Annotated in this window: 20 protein-coding genes and 1 tRNA gene; 5 read left to right on the forward strand and 16 right to left on the reverse strand. The window is 63.1% G+C overall.

Features of this window, described 5'->3' with window-relative positions:
* Positions 1 to 39: 39 nt before the first annotated feature.
* From BH93_RS20585 to BH93_RS20605, 5 genes are all read right to left on the reverse strand, one after another.
* Positions 40 to 210: a hypothetical protein gene (locus tag BH93_RS20585; protein ID WP_165430185.1), complete on the reverse strand. Its 171-nt coding sequence runs from the start codon at positions 208 to 210 to the stop codon at positions 40 to 42.
* 74 nt (positions 211 to 284) lie between these two features.
* Positions 285 to 959, reverse strand: coding sequence for a ScbR family autoregulator-binding transcription factor (locus BH93_RS20590; protein WP_032404301.1), 675 nt, complete (start codon positions 957 to 959; stop codon positions 285 to 287).
* Positions 960 to 1,147: 188 nt separating this feature from the next.
* Positions 1,148 to 1,582 carry an effector binding domain-containing protein gene (locus BH93_RS20595; protein ID WP_242459024.1) on the reverse strand — a complete coding sequence of 145 codons (435 nt, stop codon included), beginning with the start codon at positions 1,580 to 1,582 and terminating at the stop codon, positions 1,148 to 1,150.
* Complete coding sequence (locus tag BH93_RS20600; protein ID WP_037175408.1) at positions 1,579 to 2,034, reverse strand: GyrI-like domain-containing protein; 456 nt, start codon at positions 2,032 to 2,034, stop codon at positions 1,579 to 1,581. The genes BH93_RS20595 and BH93_RS20600 overlap by 4 nt, the downstream gene beginning before the upstream one ends.
* A gap of 139 nt (positions 2,035 to 2,173) precedes the next feature.
* Entirely contained in the window at positions 2,174 to 3,373 is a 1,200-nt protein-coding gene (locus BH93_RS20605; RefSeq protein ID WP_037175409.1) for an MFS transporter, read from the reverse strand.
* A gap of 85 nt (positions 3,374 to 3,458) precedes the next feature.
* Here BH93_RS20605 and BH93_RS20610 point away from each other — a divergent pair, with 85 nt between their 5' ends.
* Positions 3,459 to 4,349, forward strand: a complete 891-nt coding sequence (locus BH93_RS20610; RefSeq protein ID WP_037175413.1) for a LysR family transcriptional regulator — start codon at positions 3,459 to 3,461, stop codon at positions 4,347 to 4,349.
* Between the two features lie 129 nt (positions 4,350 to 4,478).
* Here the strand turns inward: BH93_RS20610 and BH93_RS20615 are convergent, their stop codons facing one another.
* The 7 genes from BH93_RS20615 to BH93_RS20645 all read right to left on the reverse strand — a co-directional run bounded on the left by BH93_RS20615 (position 4,479) and on the right by BH93_RS20645 (position 10,372).
* A complete protein-coding gene (locus BH93_RS20615; protein WP_052065381.1) occupies positions 4,479 to 5,360 on the reverse strand; it encodes a glycosyltransferase family 2 protein in 882 nt (293 codons plus the stop codon).
* 241 nt (positions 5,361 to 5,601) lie between these two features.
* Positions 5,602 to 6,138: an acyltransferase gene (locus BH93_RS20620; protein ID WP_052065382.1), complete on the reverse strand. Its 537-nt coding sequence runs from the start codon at positions 6,136 to 6,138 to the stop codon at positions 5,602 to 5,604.
* A gap of 124 nt (positions 6,139 to 6,262) precedes the next feature.
* A tRNA-Ala gene (locus tag BH93_RS20625) sits at positions 6,263 to 6,335 on the reverse strand.
* 55 nt (positions 6,336 to 6,390) lie between these two features.
* Positions 6,391 to 7,260 (reverse strand): divisome protein SepX/GlpR, encoded by an 870-nt coding sequence (gene sepX, locus BH93_RS20630; protein WP_037175415.1) that lies wholly within the window; start codon positions 7,258 to 7,260, stop codon positions 6,391 to 6,393.
* 145 nt (positions 7,261 to 7,405) lie between these two features.
* Positions 7,406 to 8,053 (reverse strand): GNAT family N-acetyltransferase, encoded by a 648-nt coding sequence (locus tag BH93_RS20635; protein WP_032404305.1) that lies wholly within the window; start codon positions 8,051 to 8,053, stop codon positions 7,406 to 7,408.
* 72 nt (positions 8,054 to 8,125) lie between these two features.
* A complete protein-coding gene (glp, locus tag BH93_RS20640; protein WP_032377296.1) occupies positions 8,126 to 9,385 on the reverse strand; it encodes a molybdotransferase-like divisome protein Glp in 1,260 nt (419 codons plus the stop codon).
* A 33-nt stretch (positions 9,386 to 9,418) separates the two neighbouring features.
* Positions 9,419 to 10,372: a UTP--glucose-1-phosphate uridylyltransferase gene (locus tag BH93_RS20645; RefSeq protein ID WP_037175417.1), complete on the reverse strand. Its 954-nt coding sequence runs from the start codon at positions 10,370 to 10,372 to the stop codon at positions 9,419 to 9,421.
* A gap of 107 nt (positions 10,373 to 10,479) precedes the next feature.
* Here BH93_RS20645 and BH93_RS20650 point away from each other — a divergent pair, with 107 nt between their 5' ends.
* The 4 genes from BH93_RS20650 to mscL all read left to right on the forward strand — a co-directional run bounded on the left by BH93_RS20650 (position 10,480) and on the right by mscL (position 12,919).
* Positions 10,480 to 11,076 (forward strand): 5-formyltetrahydrofolate cyclo-ligase, encoded by a 597-nt coding sequence (locus BH93_RS20650; RefSeq protein ID WP_037175420.1) that lies wholly within the window; start codon positions 10,480 to 10,482, stop codon positions 11,074 to 11,076.
* A gap of 143 nt (positions 11,077 to 11,219) precedes the next feature.
* Entirely contained in the window at positions 11,220 to 11,576 is a 357-nt protein-coding gene (locus BH93_RS20655; protein ID WP_032377299.1) for an FmdB family zinc ribbon protein, read from the forward strand.
* 88 nt (positions 11,577 to 11,664) lie between these two features.
* Positions 11,665 to 12,327 carry an SAF domain-containing protein gene (locus BH93_RS20660; protein WP_037175422.1) on the forward strand — a complete coding sequence of 221 codons (663 nt, stop codon included), beginning with the start codon at positions 11,665 to 11,667 and terminating at the stop codon, positions 12,325 to 12,327.
* Between the two features lie 112 nt (positions 12,328 to 12,439).
* Positions 12,440 to 12,919 carry a large conductance mechanosensitive channel protein MscL gene (gene mscL, locus BH93_RS20665; RefSeq protein ID WP_032377301.1) on the forward strand — a complete coding sequence of 160 codons (480 nt, stop codon included), beginning with the start codon at positions 12,440 to 12,442 and terminating at the stop codon, positions 12,917 to 12,919.
* Positions 12,920 to 13,051: 132 nt separating this feature from the next.
* On the opposite strand, the gene BH93_RS20670 is transcribed toward mscL, so the two are convergent.
* From BH93_RS20670 to BH93_RS20690, 4 genes are all read right to left on the reverse strand, one after another.
* Positions 13,052 to 13,495, reverse strand: coding sequence for a hypothetical protein (locus tag BH93_RS20670; protein WP_032377302.1), 444 nt, complete (start codon positions 13,493 to 13,495; stop codon positions 13,052 to 13,054).
* 146 nt (positions 13,496 to 13,641) lie between these two features.
* Positions 13,642 to 14,415, reverse strand: coding sequence for an MspA family porin (locus BH93_RS20675; protein WP_052065385.1), 774 nt, complete (start codon positions 14,413 to 14,415; stop codon positions 13,642 to 13,644).
* A gap of 773 nt (positions 14,416 to 15,188) precedes the next feature.
* The gene (locus BH93_RS20685; RefSeq protein WP_032377304.1) at positions 15,189 to 15,686 is read right to left on the reverse strand and encodes a MogA/MoaB family molybdenum cofactor biosynthesis protein; all 498 of its coding nucleotides are present in this window, start codon (positions 15,684 to 15,686) and stop codon (positions 15,189 to 15,191) included.
* A gap of 89 nt (positions 15,687 to 15,775) precedes the next feature.
* Positions 15,776 to 17,335, reverse strand: a complete 1,560-nt coding sequence (locus tag BH93_RS20690; protein WP_080739150.1) for a S1C family serine protease — start codon at positions 17,333 to 17,335, stop codon at positions 15,776 to 15,778.
* Positions 17,336 to 17,359 lie beyond the last annotated feature (24 nt).

The raw sequence follows: 17,359 nt of genomic DNA on the forward strand, positions 1-17,359 counted from the left end.
TTCGATTTCGACCCTACGCGGTGACGACCGACAGGGTTGTCACAATCTTTGCGACATCTCGTCTCGGTAGTCGGCAATGGTGTGCTCGATACGCGCAGCGTCGTCGTCCGCACCGCGTTTGCGCGCGTCGTCCGCGCGCTGCTGCAAAGTGCCGATCGCTTTCCGCAGTTCGTTGTCCGACATTCTCGATTTCTGAGCAGTGTGTTCCATGTCACACAGTGTGCCCGGCATGCGGAAGCCCGGCAAGCACTACCCGATCACGATATTTCTCGGTACGAAACTGCTCAGACGGTGACGGATGCAGAAGTGATGTTCTCGCGCACGAAACTGGACAGACTCCGTGCTGCGAACTCACGGAAGTAGGCGAGCTTGTCGGCGGGCACGAGCGATGGGAGCACGGTGTTCCATACCTTTTCCATCCGTGCGGGTGCATCTTCGAGACGTGATTGCGCCTCGGACACCATCAAGACCCCGGCGAGCATCTCGCACACCAGCAATGCTGCGTTGCCCGCATCCAGGTGATCGGCAACGTCGCCGTGCTCGATCGCCCGCTCGAAAAGATGCTCGAAAATGTTTCCCCACGTACCGAACACACTGCCACGCGCGGTGTCGGAACCGTCGATCTCCATCTGCAACCGGTACATGACTCGAACCAAAGGATCCGAGGCCGCGAGCTCGAGCACGGAGTACGAGATTCCGATGACGGATTCGAGTGCCGGGCTACGGCTGTCGACCAGGCCTGCACACGCGGTGGACACCCGCTCGTGGCCTTCGTCGACGATCGCGCGGGCCAGCTCTTCCTTGGACGCGAAGTGGAAGTACAACGCCCCCTTGGTCACGCCGGATTGCGCAGAAACCTGACTGAGGGTGGCATTTGCGTGCCCCACCTCGAGAAAGAGATCTGCCGCGGCGCGTAGTGCGGCTGCGCGCGTTGCTTCTGCTCTGAGTTGTCTCACCATGTTGCTGCACCCCTGCTCTGTCGACCTTGCGATGACATCGACGCCCTGTCCACGCTGCCTGCCCGTCGACCGACGGCATGAGAGCCGAATTGACGACGCCCAATCGGCCCGACTGCGCTCGACAATAGTAACCGGTTCGATGGTGACTTTGTGATTCGAAAGTGACAATTGCGTGAAGAAGGTTCTGTTTACAAAACTATTGAAATGAAAAGTTCCACTTCCCCAGATTTTGTAACGACTTCTACTTCCTCTTTGTATGCCCGAAAAATTACCCCGGACGCCACACAGTCGTCGACCTGAGCCCACACGTCCTCGACAGGGTCCGCCAAAGAACCACTCGGTGTGAATACTGCAAACACACCGGTCGGTATTGAAACGAATACATCCCCCGCGTCGACGTCAGCGGGAGAATCGACCGAAACAGCGACGACTGCATTGACCGTGCCGTGCGGATCCGGAACGTAGACCGTGCTCACTTCGTTCGCGCCGATGTGCTTCTCGCGCACGCGATCTCGCAAGAATCGCATCCATTCGCTACCGCTGGATTCGGCACCGGCGTCCACCCTCGGCGCTACCAATCCACTGAACAGTTCCGCACTGCGCGCTGTCACTCGAAAGCTCACGACGAACCACCGGGCACAGTGATCGCCAGATAGAGATCGATTTTGTATGCGTGCGGATAGCACTCGTAATCGCCGGTGAACGATCGCACTATCTCACCCTGTTCCTCCGCATGATCGATCTGAGTCCACAGTCGGGTGAGAACCTCGGGGAAATACCCCACTGCAGAAAATCGTGCATATTTCGCAGCAGGCACTTTCGCGACGAGATGCCCTCGCGCAACCTGACTCAGCGAGGAACACAGATAACCGACTATCTGTGTGTTGTAAGAGCCGATACCGGGGGCGAAGTCGGTATAAATCGAAGCCAACGGTCCCGACGTGTCCTGATTGAGCACCGCAGACCAGGCCTGATCCAAAGCGGGGTCGTTGAGCCTGCCCAGTGCCCGTTTGGGGCTGCGGACTGGAAGACCGGCAACCCACGTTTCGGGGAGGTCGACGATCTCGAACGACATTCGTACTCCAAAGAGAAGTTGCAGGGGCAGATCCTGTGCTCGGAACCGGTCCGGTCGAGGATATCGCCCGTCAATCTACCGGCCCGACGGGCAGGTCGATCGTCAATCGATCAACCATACCGTCAGCCCGTTTCGATTGCTAACCAACTTCTGCACGCACAGCCGAGGCTTCGGGCGCTCTCAGGTGTCGAGCCGCCAGCACCGCGACGACCAGCCCGAAGCCACCGACGCTCAGCCATGGCAGCAGGTCGATCGCGGACGCCGCGAAGGTGCCACCGACGAACCCCCCTGCAGCGATGGCGAGGTTGACCAACGCGACGTTGAGCGTCGCGGCGAACCCCCCGCCCAGTGCTACGACCGCAGTGGTCACGATCGGAAGCGCGGCCATCTGCGCGGCACCCCACACCGCCAGCGCGGGAAACACCACCGCCGCGGAGCCACCGGACAGTGCGAGCGCGGCAACCGCGACCATCGCAATCACGGCGAGCACGGTCACCCAGAACGTATCGGCCCGTCCGCCCAGGTAGCCCCCGATGGCATTGCCCAGCAAGCCCGCTACGCCGAATACCCCCAGCCCCATCGAAATGCCGCCGGATCCCATCCCGGCCGACTGTTCGAGGTAGACACCGAGGTAGGGAAAGAAGAAGTTGGACACGAGCAGAATTCCGACGGCAACTCCCAGCAAGCCGAGAACGCCGGGCACGGTGACCACCCGGAGTTGGTGTATGCCCCCACGCACTCCCGGCCCCTCGATTCGACGCGGCAGGACGGTCCACAGACCCGCTGCCAGTACCGCTCCGAGCACGGCCAGCGCCACGAACACTGCACGCCACCCGGCAACCCCGCCGAGATACGTGCCGATCGGTGCCCCGAGGAACATCGCGCTCATCAGACCGCCAAAGACCAGAGACACGGCCTTTCCGCGCGCCTCCGGCGCAACGAAGGTGGTGACGGTGCTGACGGCCACGCCGAGCGCGACTCCCTGCGTCGCCGCGGACGCAATGCGTCCGATCAGGAGCAGCGGGAGTCCGGGCGCCGCTGCCGCAACCAGGTTCGCCGCCGCGAATACGAACAGAAGCGCGGTCAGCAGTGCACGTGGATGACGATGCGCCAGGGCGAGGCCCAGTGGGATGGCGAGAATTCCGACCGAGAGCGCATACAGAGTGACGGTGAGCCCGGCGGCACCGACGGTGGTGTTCAGATCCCGGGCCAGCTGAGGAACGAGGCCGATGGCCACGAACTCTGCTGTTCCGATCACGAATGCGACGGCGGCGAGCAACAGGACAGGGGGCGACAGGAGAGATCGCTGCTGCACATGGGCATACACGGTGGACGTCATGCCGACGACGCTAGAACCGAATCGGTATAGGATCAAAGACGAATTTGCAGTGCGCTGTATAGACAACCCCTATAGGAGACGGCGAATGAGCATCCGCCAGTACGAATATGCACTCGCCGTGGCCGAGGAGGGGTCGGTGACCGCGGCGGCCGAGAAGCTCCGCGTCGCTCAGCCGTCGATCTCGCAACAGATCAGGTCGCTGGAGAAGGAACTCGGCGTGGAACTGTTCCTCAGGACCTCCCGTGGACTGAGCCTCACCGTCGCCGGACGCGCCTTCGTCAAGGAGGCATCGATCGCGGTGTCCGCCGCTCGCCGCGCTCGCGCCGCTGCGACGGCGTGCTCAGGCACAGTTGCCGGCGAGCTGGTCGTCGTCGTGGAAACCGGACTGGGGATGTGCCAACTCCCGCGAGCCATCGGAGAGTTGCGGCGACGGTATCCCCGCCTCGAGGTGACCCTGTACGAGGAGTCGGACCCCCAGGCCATCGACCGCTTGGTGCGCACCGGCGAGGCAGACCTGGTGCTGTCCAGCGACTACGGCCACTACGACCCCGATGCCACGGTCATCGGCGACGAATCGTATGTCGTCGTACTGTCCGAAGGACATCCGCTGTTGACCAGGAAAGTACTGACGCTGACTGAACTGGCGTCTGCGCCGTGGGTTCGACTGCGACGGGGCAGTGCTCGAGACGACGTCATCACGCACGCACTTCGCTCGCACTCGTTGTCCGTATCGACGGTCGCGCGCGCATCCCAACTGGCCACTGCGGTCAAGCTGGCTTCGGAGGGTCTGGGCGTCACACTGATACCGGCCTCAGCCGTGCCACCGGGATACGGGCACCTTGCGCGCCCGCTCGATCCGCCGGTGTCGCATGCCGTTCGCGCAAGCGTCCGCTCGCCTTCCGGTCCCGCCGAGTCTGCACTGCTCGACTATCTGGGCCACGAGAATTGGTGCGGCCTCGACCTCGTTCACGCCTGAGACCGACAATTTCATCGCCCTGATTTTCGGGCGAAACGGACTTTGTGGATATTGCCCCAGGGTTTATCGATTGCTGAGAAATCGACGACTTATTACATTGCTGTTATTCATCGTCGGGCAACCGAGAATTCACTTCCCGGAGGCAGCGGCAAATCGATCTTCGCGAATGGCGGACAGATGCCGGTCGGATGTATCGCTCGAGTCGGAATGCGAAACCGGGAGAATGCGCGAATCGCATGTGGACAACATGCGCGTCAGCGGCCAATGAACAGTGTGCAGGATCATATCCGCGACCAACAAACGACGTAGCGACTTACCCGCCAGGCTGTGGAACGCCCAGGTCCGATAGGAACTGAGTACGTAGTGGCGGTATTCGAGTGGCGGTGTGAGCAGTCGACGCCCCGATACCTCGACACACATCGTCTTGATCTGTGCGATGTGCAGCCCGACGCGGTAGAGGCACAGCGAAAGATCGATGTCCTCGTGCAGGTCGGTTCGCAAACTCACTCGGTCGCGGGCCGCCTCCCAGGCAGAGCGACGAATGGCGAAGTTGTTGCCGGACGCTGCAGATACCCGCAGCTCATCGGGCTTTCGCTTGGTCGTGTACTTGACGAAGGCCCGGTAAGGAGCAGCCCAGGGCGAGTCGTAGAGAAAGATCGGTCCGGTCACCGCGGCGTAGTCCAGCCGTCGATCGAAGAAGTCCAGAATCGATTTCGCCCAGCCTGCGCCGACGTGGGTGTCGGCGTCGATGCGTCCGATGATCGATCCGCTCGCGTGATCGAATCCGGCATTTCGTGCATGCACGACTCCCCGCTCGCACTCGGCCACGAGTTTCACCATCGGAAATCGACGTCGGCGGTCGAGCACGATTTCGGCGGTGTCATCGGTGGAGTTGTTGTCGACGACGATGATTTCGTGAATGTGTTCTTGCTGCTCGAGCAGTGCATCCAAGCATTCACCCAAGTGGGCGGACTCGTTGAATGCAGGAACAACGATCGAAAGAGTGTTCACCCGTGCCAACCCCTGACGAATTGTTTAGGCAATCGTGTGGCTCGATTCGATTGCAAAATTCGTTAGTCCCGAAATACGAGCCGCGGACGGATCTGATGCTACCTCAATATTGCGGAAAGATAATTCGTCGATTTATGCGTGATAAACAATATGAATTACGACTGACGATCACCGAACGTACTTCGATTCACTCGAACAACAATAAAACGGGTACTCGGCCGGTTTGACCGCAGTGAGCCGACTAATCGTTCAGGGTTCGGATTCGTCTCGCCGGACTGCCCACGTAGACTCCGTCGGGATCACAGTCCTTGGTCACCAGAGAGTCGGCACCGATGATGCAGCCCGAGCCGACGCGGACGCCTGGCATGATGACGGCACTGGAGCCCACCCAGGTTCCCGATCCGATCGTCACCGGCCTGCCCACCAAGCGCCCTGCCCGTCGACTCGGAGCGCCCACCTCGTGTGTGCTGGTCAACACGCGTACATGATCGGAAAGAAAGACCCCGTCACCGATATCGATGTTCGCCACCGTGTCGAAGTAGCAGCCGTAATTGACGAACACACCGGCACCCAGACGAAGCACGCCTCGCCCCTGGACCATCTGACCGCCGTAGACGAGCGCCTGGGCACCTCCCCGCACACGCGCTCCCCGTAGCGCACGTCCGCGGAGTATCGCGGGCAGAAGCGGGCAGTTGGCCAACGCCACCACGGCCGACTGCCGCACCTGGAACACAGCCCAGAGGACGTCGTCGGCTACGTATCCTCGCCAACCGCGCATGAGCAAAACCTTAGCTGTGCGCACTGAGTCGACCGAGCGGCACACGCCGATCGCAACAAGCGGCGGCTGATACGAAAACAGGCCCGATCGACAGTGTCGACCGGGCCTGAAATCGAATTCGGGGTGGAGCTGAGGGGAATCGAACCCCTGACCTTCTCGATGCGAACGAGACGCGCTACCAACTGCGCCACAGCCCCTTTGCCGTCATCGAGACCGGCTGGGTAACTCTAGCAAAGCCGTGTCGGACGGCCGCTACGCGCCCTGCGCCCGGCGCAAGTTCCGATCGTCGTCACGGCTGGCCTGGAACGGCTCGTCGTAGTGGTCCAGATGCTCGAACTCGGGATCCTCGTCGTCGATCTCGAGCACAACTGCGCCGGGTCGACGCAGGCGCTGCGGGACGAGCTCGAGCTCTTCGTCGGTCTCCGACTCCACCCCGAGCCGGGACCGGCCCATTCGGGTGAGCCGACGCCGGCGCACCTCCTCCTCGATCTGCACCTGCCTACGCAGGTAGTACAGATAACCGACGAGGACTGCGACGGGCAGACCGCACAGCCACCAGATCGTCGGAGAAATGATGAACGCCAATGCCGCTGTGGTGATCGCGGCGAAAACCAGACCCAGTACTGCGCGCTGCCGGAAGGCATACCGCGCAGCGCGGGCGATCGCGTCCGCCTCGGGATCGAAACCGCCGCGGCCGCGTCGGCGAGGCACGAAGTCGTCGTCGACGACACCGGGCTCGTGCGCGGCTGATCTCTCGCGCGCTGGTTCCTGAACCGGTGCGTCGCGTTCGAGATCGTTCTCTGCTGCGTGAGTGTCCATCGGGTCCTCCGCGGTACCGGGTAGATCGGGTGAGTCGATACGAACAGTCGCCAGTGTCGGGCCGAAGATCTCACGGGCAGGCGCGGAGACTCGAAGGTCGTCCTCCGGGCGCCAGTCAGGATCGCTGCGGTGGCCGGTCGCTGGGCCGCGCTGCTTTCGCTTGGTGCCACCCCGATGCAGCACGCGCGTGGCGAGCGCCGCGTCCGTGGTCTGCATGATCTGGGGACGCTTGGTCATCAGCATGGGAAGAAGAACGAAGAGCCAGACGGCCACGAGACCGATCCAGATGATCGAGTTCGGCATCGGCGATGTTCTCCTCCCTTGGGCAACGGCGACAGTCGTGACGACATCAGGCTATGGGGAGGAGGTGCAAGAACCACGCAGACGCGCCGACCCGAATTACACTCCTGTCACTTTGACAACAGGAGTGCCATCTTCTCGGGAGAGATCAGGCCCATGCGGCCCGTCCCGAACGAACCAATCGATCGACGACGGTTCCCTGTACTTCACCGGAGGTGATGGCCACGAGCTTGTGATCGCGCCATTCACCGTCGACGTCGAGATACTTGTAGAGCAGACCTTCTTCGCGGAACCCGACGTTGCGCAGCACGGCCTGGCTGGCGAGGTTTTCCGGTCGCACCGTCGCTTCGACGCGATGGAGTCCGACGGGGCCGAAGCAGTGATCGAGTCCGAGCGCGAGTGCTGCCGTAGCGACGCCCTTACCGTTGACGTCCTTGGACACCCAGTAGCCGATCCACGCGGACCGCAATGCGCCGCGAACGATGTTTCCGGTGGTGATCTGACCACAGAATTCGCCGTCGACCTCGATGACCATGGGCAGCATGTGCCCTTTGCGAGCCTCGGACTTGAGGCCCGAACACAGAGTGGGCCAGGACGAGATGTGATGCCGTGAATTCCAGCTGCCCTCGCCGCTGGGTTCCCAGGGCTCGAGGTGCGCGCGGTCTTCGGTGCGAATCCGGCTCCAGGCTGCCGCGTCTCGCATCCGTACCGGGCGTACCGTCACGGTTCCGCCGGCCACTCTCACAGGACCCAATTTCGCCGGCCAACCTGGGTGGCTCGACCACGTTCGCGGCATCCGTCGATGGTATGCGCTACGCGCAGTGGCGTGGTTATGTGCCCTCCGCGGCGCTTGAACGTGCCACTGGCGTCAGCCTCTCTGAGCGAGGAACGAGACCTTCACTTCTTCGCCGGTGCGGATTTCGGTGACCTCGGGATCGATGACGACCAGGCAGTTTGCCTCGGCAAGGGTCGCGAGGAGATGCGACGACGATCCCGGCGCGCCCCCGAGCGCCTGAACCAGATACTCGCCCGTGCCTTCGTCGCGCATGAGTTGGCCCCGAAGAAATCCTTTGCGGTCCTCGATCGAGGTGATCGGCGCTACGGTTCGCGCCGTGACGGTCCGACGCATCGGCTGTCGTCGACCGAGTGCGATGCGAATCAACGGTCGAACCATCACCTCGAACACCACCAGCGCACTGACGGGGTTCGCCGGGAGCAAGAAGGTGGGTACTTCGTCGCGTCCGAGTTGGCCGAAGCCCTGAACCGACCCGGGGTGCATGGCGACTCGTTCGACCTCCATGTCGCCGAGCTCACCGAGCGCCTCCCGCACACCGTCCGACGCGCCGCCGCCCACTGCGCCGGCGATGACGACGATCTCGGATCGGATCAATTGGCCCTCGACCACCTCGCGCAGACGCTTGGGATCGGTACTGACGATGCCGACGCGGTTGACGTCGGCTCCGGCGTCGCGCGCTGCGGCGGCGAGCGCATAGGAGTTGACGTCGTACACCTGTCCGGGCCCGGGGGTCCGATCGGTGTCGACCAGTTCACCGCCCACGGAGATCACCGACAGCCGGGGACGCGGATGCACCAGCACCTTGTCGCGGCCGACCGCTGCGAGCAATCCGACCTGAGCGGCACCGATGATCGTGCCTGCGCGGACCGCCACGTCGCCGGGTTGGACGTCGTCGCCGATCTTGCGGACGTAGTCACCCGAACGCACCGGGCGAAACACTTTGACGCGAGCTCGACCACTGTCGGTGCGATCCAGCGGCAACACCGCATCGGCCAATGTCGGCAGGGGCGCGCCGGTGTCGACGCGCACTGCTTGCCGTGGTTGCAACCGGATGGGTTGACGCGACCCGGCCGAGACCTCGCCGACGACGGGCAGGGTCAGGTCGATGCGCTCGTCTTCCTCGTTGCGCAGATCCGTACCGGCGGCTGCCACATCCACGCTGCGCACTGCGTAGCCGTCGATCGCGGCCTGATCGAAACCGGGAAGGGGACGCTCGGTGACCACTTCCTCGGCACACAGCAGGCCCTGTGCTTCCGAGATGGCGACCCGAACAGGCCGTGGAGCCACCGCCGCGGCGGTCACTCTGGTCTGCTGATCTTCGACCGAGCGCATCTGGCCCTTCCTCTATGGCATCGACCCGCGATGCTATTCGTACGTGGTCAGTTCCGGTGCCCAGCTGTCGCTCAAGCGTTCGTTCAGCCATTCGCGCAGCGCTGGGCCGTAGTCGTCACGTTGTAGAGCAAAGTCAACCGCAGCGCGCAGGTATCCCCCGGGATTTCCGAGGTCGTGTCTCGATCCGCGGTGCACCACCACGTGCACGGGATGGCCTTCGTCGATGAGAAGCGCGATGGCATCGGTGAGCTGCAGCTCGCCGCCGGCACCGGGCTTTATCCTTCGCAGAGCGTCGAAGATCGCGCGGTCGAGCAGGTACCTGCCCGCCGCAGCCAGGTTGGACGGGGCGTCCTCCTGCTTGGGCTTTTCGACCATACCGGTGACCTTGAGGACGTTCGGGTTGACCGCGTCGGGCACGATCTCGACCGAGAAGACGCCGTAGGAGGAGACCTTGTCGTCGGGAACCTCGATGGCACACAGCACCGAGCCGCCGCGCTTGGCGCGCACGCGAGCCATGACGTCGAGCACACCCCGCGGCATCACCAGATCGTCGGGAAGGAGAACTGCGACCGAATCCTCGTCGTCGTCGAGGGCTTCTTCGGCACAGGCGACGGCATGCCCGAGTCCGAGAGGTTCGTGCTGGATGACCGACTGCACGTCGAGGAGTTTGGGGGCGACGCGCACCTTTTCGAGCATTTCGAGCTTGCCGCTCGCTTCGAGCTTCTTTTCCAGGACGAGGTCCTCGACGAAGTGTGCGACGACGCCGTCCTTGCCGGGTGAGGTGACGATGACCAACCGCTGTGCACCGGAATCCGCCGCTTCTCCGGCGACGAGTTCGATACCTGGTGTGTCGACGACCGGAAGCAGTTCCTTCGGAACGGTTTTCGTGGCCGGCAGGAACCGGGTACCCATGCCTGCGGCAGGAACGATGGCCGTGCGGAAATGCACAGGCGTGGCGGCGGTCGTCGCGGTAACGGCTTCTGTCATGGTGCTCACCCTATCCATGGTTTCTGGTGATCTGCTCGCCGTGTGCTGCGTTCTACCCCCGAGTGCATATCGTTGAACGACTGCACAGGAAGGGTGAGTGAACCGTTGTGAACGTTCCCGAATTATCGGAGAACACGCCCAAGGATCGTTGGCGGGCACATGTCCTCGCCGAACGCCGACTGCTCGACGATGCGCAGCGCGCGGTGGAGTCCTCCGCACTCTGCCATGTCGTGGCCGAGTTGGCGGCCGAACACCCGTCGGTGGCCGCGTACGTGCCGATCGGCCGAGAGCCGGGTTCGATCGAGATGCTCGACGCGATGGCCGCGGCCGGCTCGACAGTCTTGCTTCCGAGTGCGCACGAGCCGGGACCGCTGCGCTGGGTGGCGTACTCCGGTCGCGATTCCCTGGTCACTGCTCCGTTCGGTTTGCTGGAACCTTCCGGCCCTCTGCTGGCACCCGACGCCGTCGCCGGCTGCTCGCTGGTGCTGATTCCGGCGCTGGCCGTCGATCGGCGTGGCGTCAGACTCGGACGCGGCGCGGGGTTCTACGACCGAACACTCGACCTGTGCGGACCCGACACGATGCTGGTTGCGGTGGTGCGCGACACCGAAGTGGTGGATCGACTACCCGACGAGCCACACGACCGAAGGGTGACGCACGCGTTGACCCCCGGCGGCGGACTCGTACGCTTGGGTACGGAATAACGTTCCGATTCGATTGGTTGGCACTCCTGACTGTAGAGTGCTAATGCTCTCCCAGTTTCGACGAACAGATAAGACACCGGCGGTGTTCGGCCTCGGCTCGCAGAGCAGCCAATCTCCTCGGTGACCAGCGCGGAGGAATCACGATGCCCACTTACTCATACGCATGCACCGAGTGCGACAACCGCTTCGACATCGTCCAGTCCTTCACCGACGACACGTTGACGGTGTGCCCGGCATGCTCCGGCAAGCTTCGAAAGCTGTTCAATTCCGTCGGTATCGTCTTCAAGGGCAGCGGCTTCTACCGCACCGACAGTCGCGGTGGCTCGAGCACCTCGAGCGAGGGCGCAGGCGAGAAGAAGTCCGATGCGGCCGCCGCGAAGTCGGACTCGAAGTCCGAGTCCAAGTCCGACTCCAAGCCGGCCGAGAAGAAATCTTCCGATTCGTCGTCGTCGAGCTCCTCGTCTTCGTCATCCACCACGAAAGCTGCTGCAAGCCAGTAGCTTTCCACTTCATCCACAGGCCGGGCCGTTATCCACAGCCCGGCCTTTTCGGCGTTCGAAGTGCCCTCGTCGGCGATAGCGTTCCAGCATGACCGCTCGTAAGAACCGACTCGACTCGACTCTGCTCGATAGCATCACCCTGCGGCCGGCGTGGGTCGGCTCCCCGAAGTTCCGGCGGGTGGCGGCAGGCGCATTGGTGGCACTTGCAGCAGTCTTGTTCGTCGACGACGCCGCCGGCGACGACCGAGTAGAAGTGATCACCGCAGGACGCGATCTGACACCCGGGACGGTTCTGACGCCGGCCGATGTGGTCGTCAGCGACTGGGATTCAGCAAGTGTTCCCGAGGGCGCACTGATCGATACGGCTGCGGTGGACGGCCAGACACTCACCGGGCCGGTACGAGCGGGCGAGTTGCTGACCGACGTACGCCTTCTCGGATCTCGGACCGCCACGACGGCATTGGGCACCGAGGCACGCGTCGTACCGGTGCATCTCGCGGACGCCGGAGTGAGCGACCTGCTGCGTGAAGGTGATCAGGTCGACGTGTTGACCGTCGAGGTACAGGAAGACCCTAACGCCGTCCCCGCCGCCCGAGTGCTGGCATCTGGCGCCGTGGTCGTACTCGTCTCCGCCGACGCCGGGGGCAGCAGACAGCGAGATCGCGTGGTGCTGCTCGCGTTACCGACCGACGATGCGACGACGGTGGCCGCCGCGTCGTTGGTCAGTGCACTGACGGTCACGCTGCACTGAAAGGCCCCAGCGTTGAAAGGCTCCGTTACTGGCGATTCACACCGGCCGCAGTACGACGATCTGGGTTAACGTCTGACGAGACAGAACATACCGAACGTTGGGAGAAGGGCTCATGCTGAAGGGCTTCAAAGACTTTCTGTTGCGCGGCAACGTCGTGGACCTCGCAGTTGCAGTGGTCGTCGGTGCGGCATTCACCGCCATCGTCACCGCATTCACCACCAACATCATCAACCCCCTCGTCGCGGCCGTCGGCGGTAGCAACGAACTCGGCTGGGGCATCAAAATACTGTCGGACAACGATGCGACGTTCATCAATCTGGGGGCCGTGGTCACGGCGATCATCAACTTCATCATCATCGCCGCGGTTGTCTACTTCGTGCTGATCCTGCCGGTGAACACCGCGAAGAAGCGCTTCGTCAGCCAGCCGGAGAAGGAACTGAGCGACGTCGACGTGCTGGTGCAGATCCGCGACATCCTCGCGGGCGGAACCGCAGCGGGACAGAAACTTTCGACGGCCGCCGACACCACCGGCGGTAGCGGCGAGGCAATCGATTCCTCCTCCCCCGACTTGGGCAAGCACTCGAAGGACTGACATCTCGCTCGCCCGCGCTTGGTGGGCCCCTTATCGAATGAATGTGCCAGTCACGCACTCTGAGTGCGTGACTGGCACATTCATTCGTTGGTGTGGGTGCTGATGGGACAGACCGAGAGGCCCGTCAGGCGATCAGTTGGAGAACGTCGACAGCGGAAGCGCGTCGAGGGTGATCGTCGTGCCGTCCGCCTCGCATGCAGACTTCACTGCTGCACCGTTGTCGACGAAGGCCTTACCGGATTCGCTGTCGGTGGTCGAGAGTTCGAGGGTGTCCGCCGGCAGTCCATCGCTGAAGGTTGTCAGCGAGCTCGCAACGTCGCCTGATGCGGTGCCAGGCAACGCTTTCAGCTTGTCGACTGCGGCCTGCTTGTCGGCAGTCCATTTGTCGATGTTCTCGGCCGATCCGGGTCCCGCTGCCGCCAGTCCCACAAATGCGTTGTGGTCGGTGGCGAAGGTGTTGCAGACGTCGGTGTTCTCGCCGGAGGCCGCTGGCTCGTCGCTGCTACAACCGGCGGCGAGGCCGAGAGCAAGGATCGCTCCTGCAGCGGCAACTGTGTAACGGGCTTTCGAGTGCATCTTTGGTTCAGTGCCTCTCTGTATACGTCGAACTACTTCTGTGCAGAACATAGTTCAGGCCCGTACGGAGTTATCCGTACGGGCCTGAACTTTTCTCGAGCTTCAGCAGGTGACGTTACGTCACCGAGCTACAACCGATTCGGAAATCAGTTGAGGCGAACCGGAACGCCGTAGGTGATGGCCGTGTCGCCCGCTGCGCTGGTCAGCGAAACATACGGACGGATCGTGACGTTGCCCAGGATGCCGGTGGCGGTACCGTGCAGGTTCGCGACCTGGATGGATCCGCTGGTGCCTGCTGCGTCACCCTCGGAAGAGGTGATGTCGGCCGAGTCGTTGAGCACTGCGTATGCGCTCTCGGACTGAACGACGCCGGGGCCGTTGGCCAGGGCGATGGTTCCGGTGGCCTGCGGGATCAGCTGAACGCCGACGTCGAGGCCGGTGCTGGAGGTGCCGACACCGCCGAGCTCGATGGACGGAGTTCCGGGAGGTGTGACCGGGATCGTGCCGGTCACGGTGGACTCGTTGCCCGAACCGAGGTTGAACTCAGCCGAAGGCGAGGACCAAGAGACCTCGACGCCACCGTTGAGGCTCATCGGGTAGCCGATCTGGTAGCCGATCTTGAGGGTGCCCTCGAAGTCGTCGGCCGTGGGGCCCTGGACGTCGTAGGAAGCCCGACCGTTGGCGAACCACTCACGGGTGAGCGGGTTGCCGTCGAGCGGAGCGACACCGTTGATGAAGGTGTCGGACAGCGTCACCGTGATGGTGTTGCCGGCGCCATCGACGATCGAGTTGGAGCTGTCGACAGCGGCGGAAGCGGTTCCGGTACCGAGTACCAGGCCGACTACCGAAGCGCTGGCAGCAACTGCAACGCTCATGGACTTGAGTCCCCGGCTGCGCCGCGACTTCTGGATCTCCGTCATTTATTCCTCATCATGTTCAGTCCCAGCGCGGTGTCGCACGGGGAAGCTTGTGGCTTTCACCCTCGAACTAGATCGCACGCAACGATGTGTGCGAGCCCGAGCCGGATGGAGCCGTGAAGGCCACATCCTCGATCCAACAGTTCCGAGATGAAGGGCGCGGCACCGGTTGGTCCCACGCCCTGATCCTTGGAAGCTGAGGGGAACATTAGAGGAGATGCCTGACCGTGACAATCCCTACGATCGGCCCCCAAACGTTGCCGACTCGTGATGTGTTTCGGCGGCGTGAACAACTTTCACAGCAGTGTTAGCGATAACCCAAGTCACAGCATCTCTCGGAGGCGTCGAACTGTTACATCCGCCTCATTCACGTAAACCCTCCCTGATGTGGGAATACTCCGACACTGCCATGTCCCGATCGGCCGAATAGTCCGGTCTACTCCGCGTCCACTACGCCCGTTTTGGGCCTTGTCGTCCGAAGCTACCAACAGGTAGCTCGCTAACGCTAGGTAAACGAGTAACTAACAGACCTGTCATTCCAGCCAAGAAAATGTGTCGTGGATCACATCAAAAGTAATGAGGTGGTCGCTGCTGCTTCAACCATTCGTCCGACTGCGAACCGCTCGACTCCGCGTCCGGGCCGTCGTTTCGCTCGTCTCCAGTCGTCTCGGGGAGTACTTCGCCGAAGATGCGAGCGAGCCGGGCCCGTTCTGCTCGGGCCCGGCTCGCTTGGTCTTCGGCCGATCGATCGTCGTTCGGCTCGTTCATCGGCGTCGCTATGCGTCCAGCCCCGACAGCTCGGCTATGACCTGGCTCGCCAGCGGCGTCAGCGTGGCCATGCCGTCGCGAATAGCTGCCCGCGACGACGCCAGGTTGACCACGAGGGTGCTGCCGGACACGCCGACCAAGCCTCTCGACAGGCCCGCGTCCAGCGAGCCCGCTGCCAGACCCGACGAACGCAACGCCTCGCTGATACCCGGAATCTCACGATCGAGTACCTCAGCGGTGACGTCGGGGGTCACGTCACGCGGCGAAACGCCCGTGCCGCCGATCGACACCACCAGGTCGACTCCACCGATCACCGCTGTGTTGAGAGCGTTTCGCACGTCTACTTCGTCGGCAGTCACTGCAACAACGCCGTCGACGAGAAACCCTGCCTCGGTCAACAGTTCGGTGACGAGAGGTCCCGTCGAATCCTTCTCGGTGCTGTGCGCAGTGCGGTCATCCACGATGACGACCAACGCGCGCCCTGCCAGTGGTGCGTCGAGTTCCATACCGCTCACCGTAGTAGTAAGGCCTCCACCCGGCTCACGCTGTGCGTAAATCGTTGCAACCGTCCCGTGCCTGCCCGCTTCCCGCAACATCAGCGACCGCCCGGGAAGGACGGGACCTGGAAGGGCAACTGCTGTTCCTGCTGCTGCGTCTGCGTCTGCGTCTGCTGCGCAGCGGGCTCTGCCGTTCCGAGCGTCACCTTGGCCGTCTTCTCGCTACCGCCGTCGGTGTAGGTGACAGTGACCGAGTCTCCGGGAGCGTGCGAGCGGACCGCCGCGATCAGCGCGTCACCGCTCGAGATGATCCGATCGTCGAGCTTGGTGATCACCGCGCCCTTCGGAATTCCTGCCGACGCCGCCGGACCACCCTCGGTGACCTCGACGACGGTCGCGCCGTTGGCATCGTCCTGCGACGGCACCTGAACCCCGATCATGGCCTGGGTCGCCTTGCCTGTGGTGGTCAGCTCGTCGGCGATGCGCTTGGCCTGATCCACCGGGATTGCGAACCCGAGCCCGATCGAGCCGCTCTGCGTACCGGATCCCTCGCTGCCGCCGAGTGTGGCGATTGCGGTGTTGATACCGATCAGCTGACCGTCGGTGTTGACGAGCGCACCACCGGAGTTGCCCGGGTTGATTGCAGCGTCGGTCTGGATGGCGTCGATCACCGAGTTCTGATTGCCGGACTCACCGGAAGTCGACACCGGCCGGTTGAGTGACGACACGATGCCGGTGGTGACGGTGCCCGCCAATCCGAGGGGTGAACCGATCGCGACAACCTGCTGTCCCACTTCGAGATTCGACGACGAACCGAGTTCGATGGGCGTCAGATTGGATTTGCCTTCGGCTTTGATGACGGCCATGTCCGACACCGAGTCGGCACCGACGATCGTGGCGTCGGCCACCGAGCCGTCCGAGAATGCAACGGTGAGTTTGCCGTTGGCGCCTGCGCCCGTCGCAACGTGGTTGTTGGTGAGGATCAAGCCGTCGCTGCTGAGGATGACGCCCGAGCCCTCACCCTCTTCCTGCGAACCCTTGACCTGAATCTGCACCACACTCGGGAGCACCTTGTTCGCAACGGCCTGAACGGAGCCGTCAGGGAAGTTCGCGGCCGGTTGCGCGGCTGTGACAGTCGAGTTCAACGAATTGCTGACTGCGCCACCGTTGCCGTTGGCGTTGTTGGTCGCGATCGCACCGACCGCGCCGCCGATTCCGCCACCGACCAGAACGAGAGCGATGGCTCCGGCCACCAGCGCCGAGCGACCGGGCCGGGTCTTCACAGCGCCCTGCGTCGAATTCGTCTGCGGTGCAACGTGCTGCGGCTGGGCATGGGCCTGCGTGGACGCCTGGGGATGACCCTGCTGGCCGTACGGCCCGTAGCCGGGCTGGTAGGCCCCCTGTCCGTAGCCGGCGTACTGCTGCGGGTAACCCTGCTGCGGCGGTTGCGACCCTGCGTTGTGGGGTTCGTTCTGCTGTGGCGGGAACTGCTGCGTCGGGTGCTGCTGAGTGGAATCCTGCTGAGCCGGATTCTGCTGAGTCGGATGCTGCTGGGTCGAGTAGTTCTGCTCGTCGCCGCCCGAAGCCCGGTTTGCCGGATGCTGCTCGGACCCGGCACCCTGTCCGGGCTGTTCGGCTTCGTTACGGTCGTCACTCATCGTTGCTGCTTCCTTCAGTAGAGA

Origin of the sequence: Rhodococcoides fascians A25f (assembly GCF_000760935.2) — a bacterium.
Classification (GTDB): domain Bacteria; phylum Actinomycetota; class Actinomycetes; order Mycobacteriales; family Mycobacteriaceae; genus Rhodococcoides.

Bases quoted from the DNA above. Each gene is read 5' to 3' on its own strand.
- BH93_RS20585 (WP_165430185.1), bottom strand. From the start codon at position 210: ATGGAACACACTGCTCAGAAATCGAGAATGTCGGACAACGAACTGCGG.
- BH93_RS20590 (WP_032404301.1), bottom strand. From the start codon at position 959: ATGGTGAGACAACTCAGAGCAGAAGCAACGCGCGCAGCCGCACTACGC.
- BH93_RS20600 (WP_037175408.1), bottom strand. From the start codon at position 2,034: ATGTCGTTCGAGATCGTCGACCTCCCCGAAACGTGGGTTGCCGGTCTT.
- BH93_RS20605 (WP_037175409.1), bottom strand. From the start codon at position 3,373: ATGACGTCCACCGTGTATGCCCATGTGCAGCAGCGATCTCTCCTGTCG.
- BH93_RS20610 (WP_037175413.1), top strand. From the start codon at position 3,459: ATGAGCATCCGCCAGTACGAATATGCACTCGCCGTGGCCGAGGAGGGG.
- BH93_RS20620 (WP_052065382.1), bottom strand. From the start codon at position 6,138: ATGCGCGGTTGGCGAGGATACGTAGCCGACGACGTCCTCTGGGCTGTG.
- sepX (WP_037175415.1), bottom strand. From the start codon at position 7,260: ATGCCGAACTCGATCATCTGGATCGGTCTCGTGGCCGTCTGGCTCTTC.
- BH93_RS20635 (WP_032404305.1), bottom strand. From the start codon at position 8,053: ATGCCGCGAACGTGGTCGAGCCACCCAGGTTGGCCGGCGAAATTGGGT.
- glp (WP_032377296.1), bottom strand. From the start codon at position 9,385: ATGCGCTCGGTCGAAGATCAGCAGACCAGAGTGACCGCCGCGGCGGTG.
- BH93_RS20645 (WP_037175417.1), bottom strand. From the start codon at position 10,372: ATGACAGAAGCCGTTACCGCGACGACCGCCGCCACGCCTGTGCATTTC.
- BH93_RS20655 (WP_032377299.1), top strand. From the start codon at position 11,220: ATGCCCACTTACTCATACGCATGCACCGAGTGCGACAACCGCTTCGAC.
- BH93_RS20660 (WP_037175422.1), top strand. From the start codon at position 11,665: ATGACCGCTCGTAAGAACCGACTCGACTCGACTCTGCTCGATAGCATC.
- mscL (WP_032377301.1), top strand. From the start codon at position 12,440: ATGCTGAAGGGCTTCAAAGACTTTCTGTTGCGCGGCAACGTCGTGGAC.
- BH93_RS20670 (WP_032377302.1), bottom strand. From the start codon at position 13,495: ATGCACTCGAAAGCCCGTTACACAGTTGCCGCTGCAGGAGCGATCCTT.
- BH93_RS20675 (WP_052065385.1), bottom strand. From the start codon at position 14,415: ATGACGGAGATCCAGAAGTCGCGGCGCAGCCGGGGACTCAAGTCCATG.
- BH93_RS20685 (WP_032377304.1), bottom strand. From the start codon at position 15,686: ATGGAACTCGACGCACCACTGGCAGGGCGCGCGTTGGTCGTCATCGTG.
- BH93_RS20690 (WP_080739150.1), bottom strand. From the start codon at position 17,335: ATGAGTGACGACCGTAACGAAGCCGAACAGCCCGGACAGGGTGCCGGG.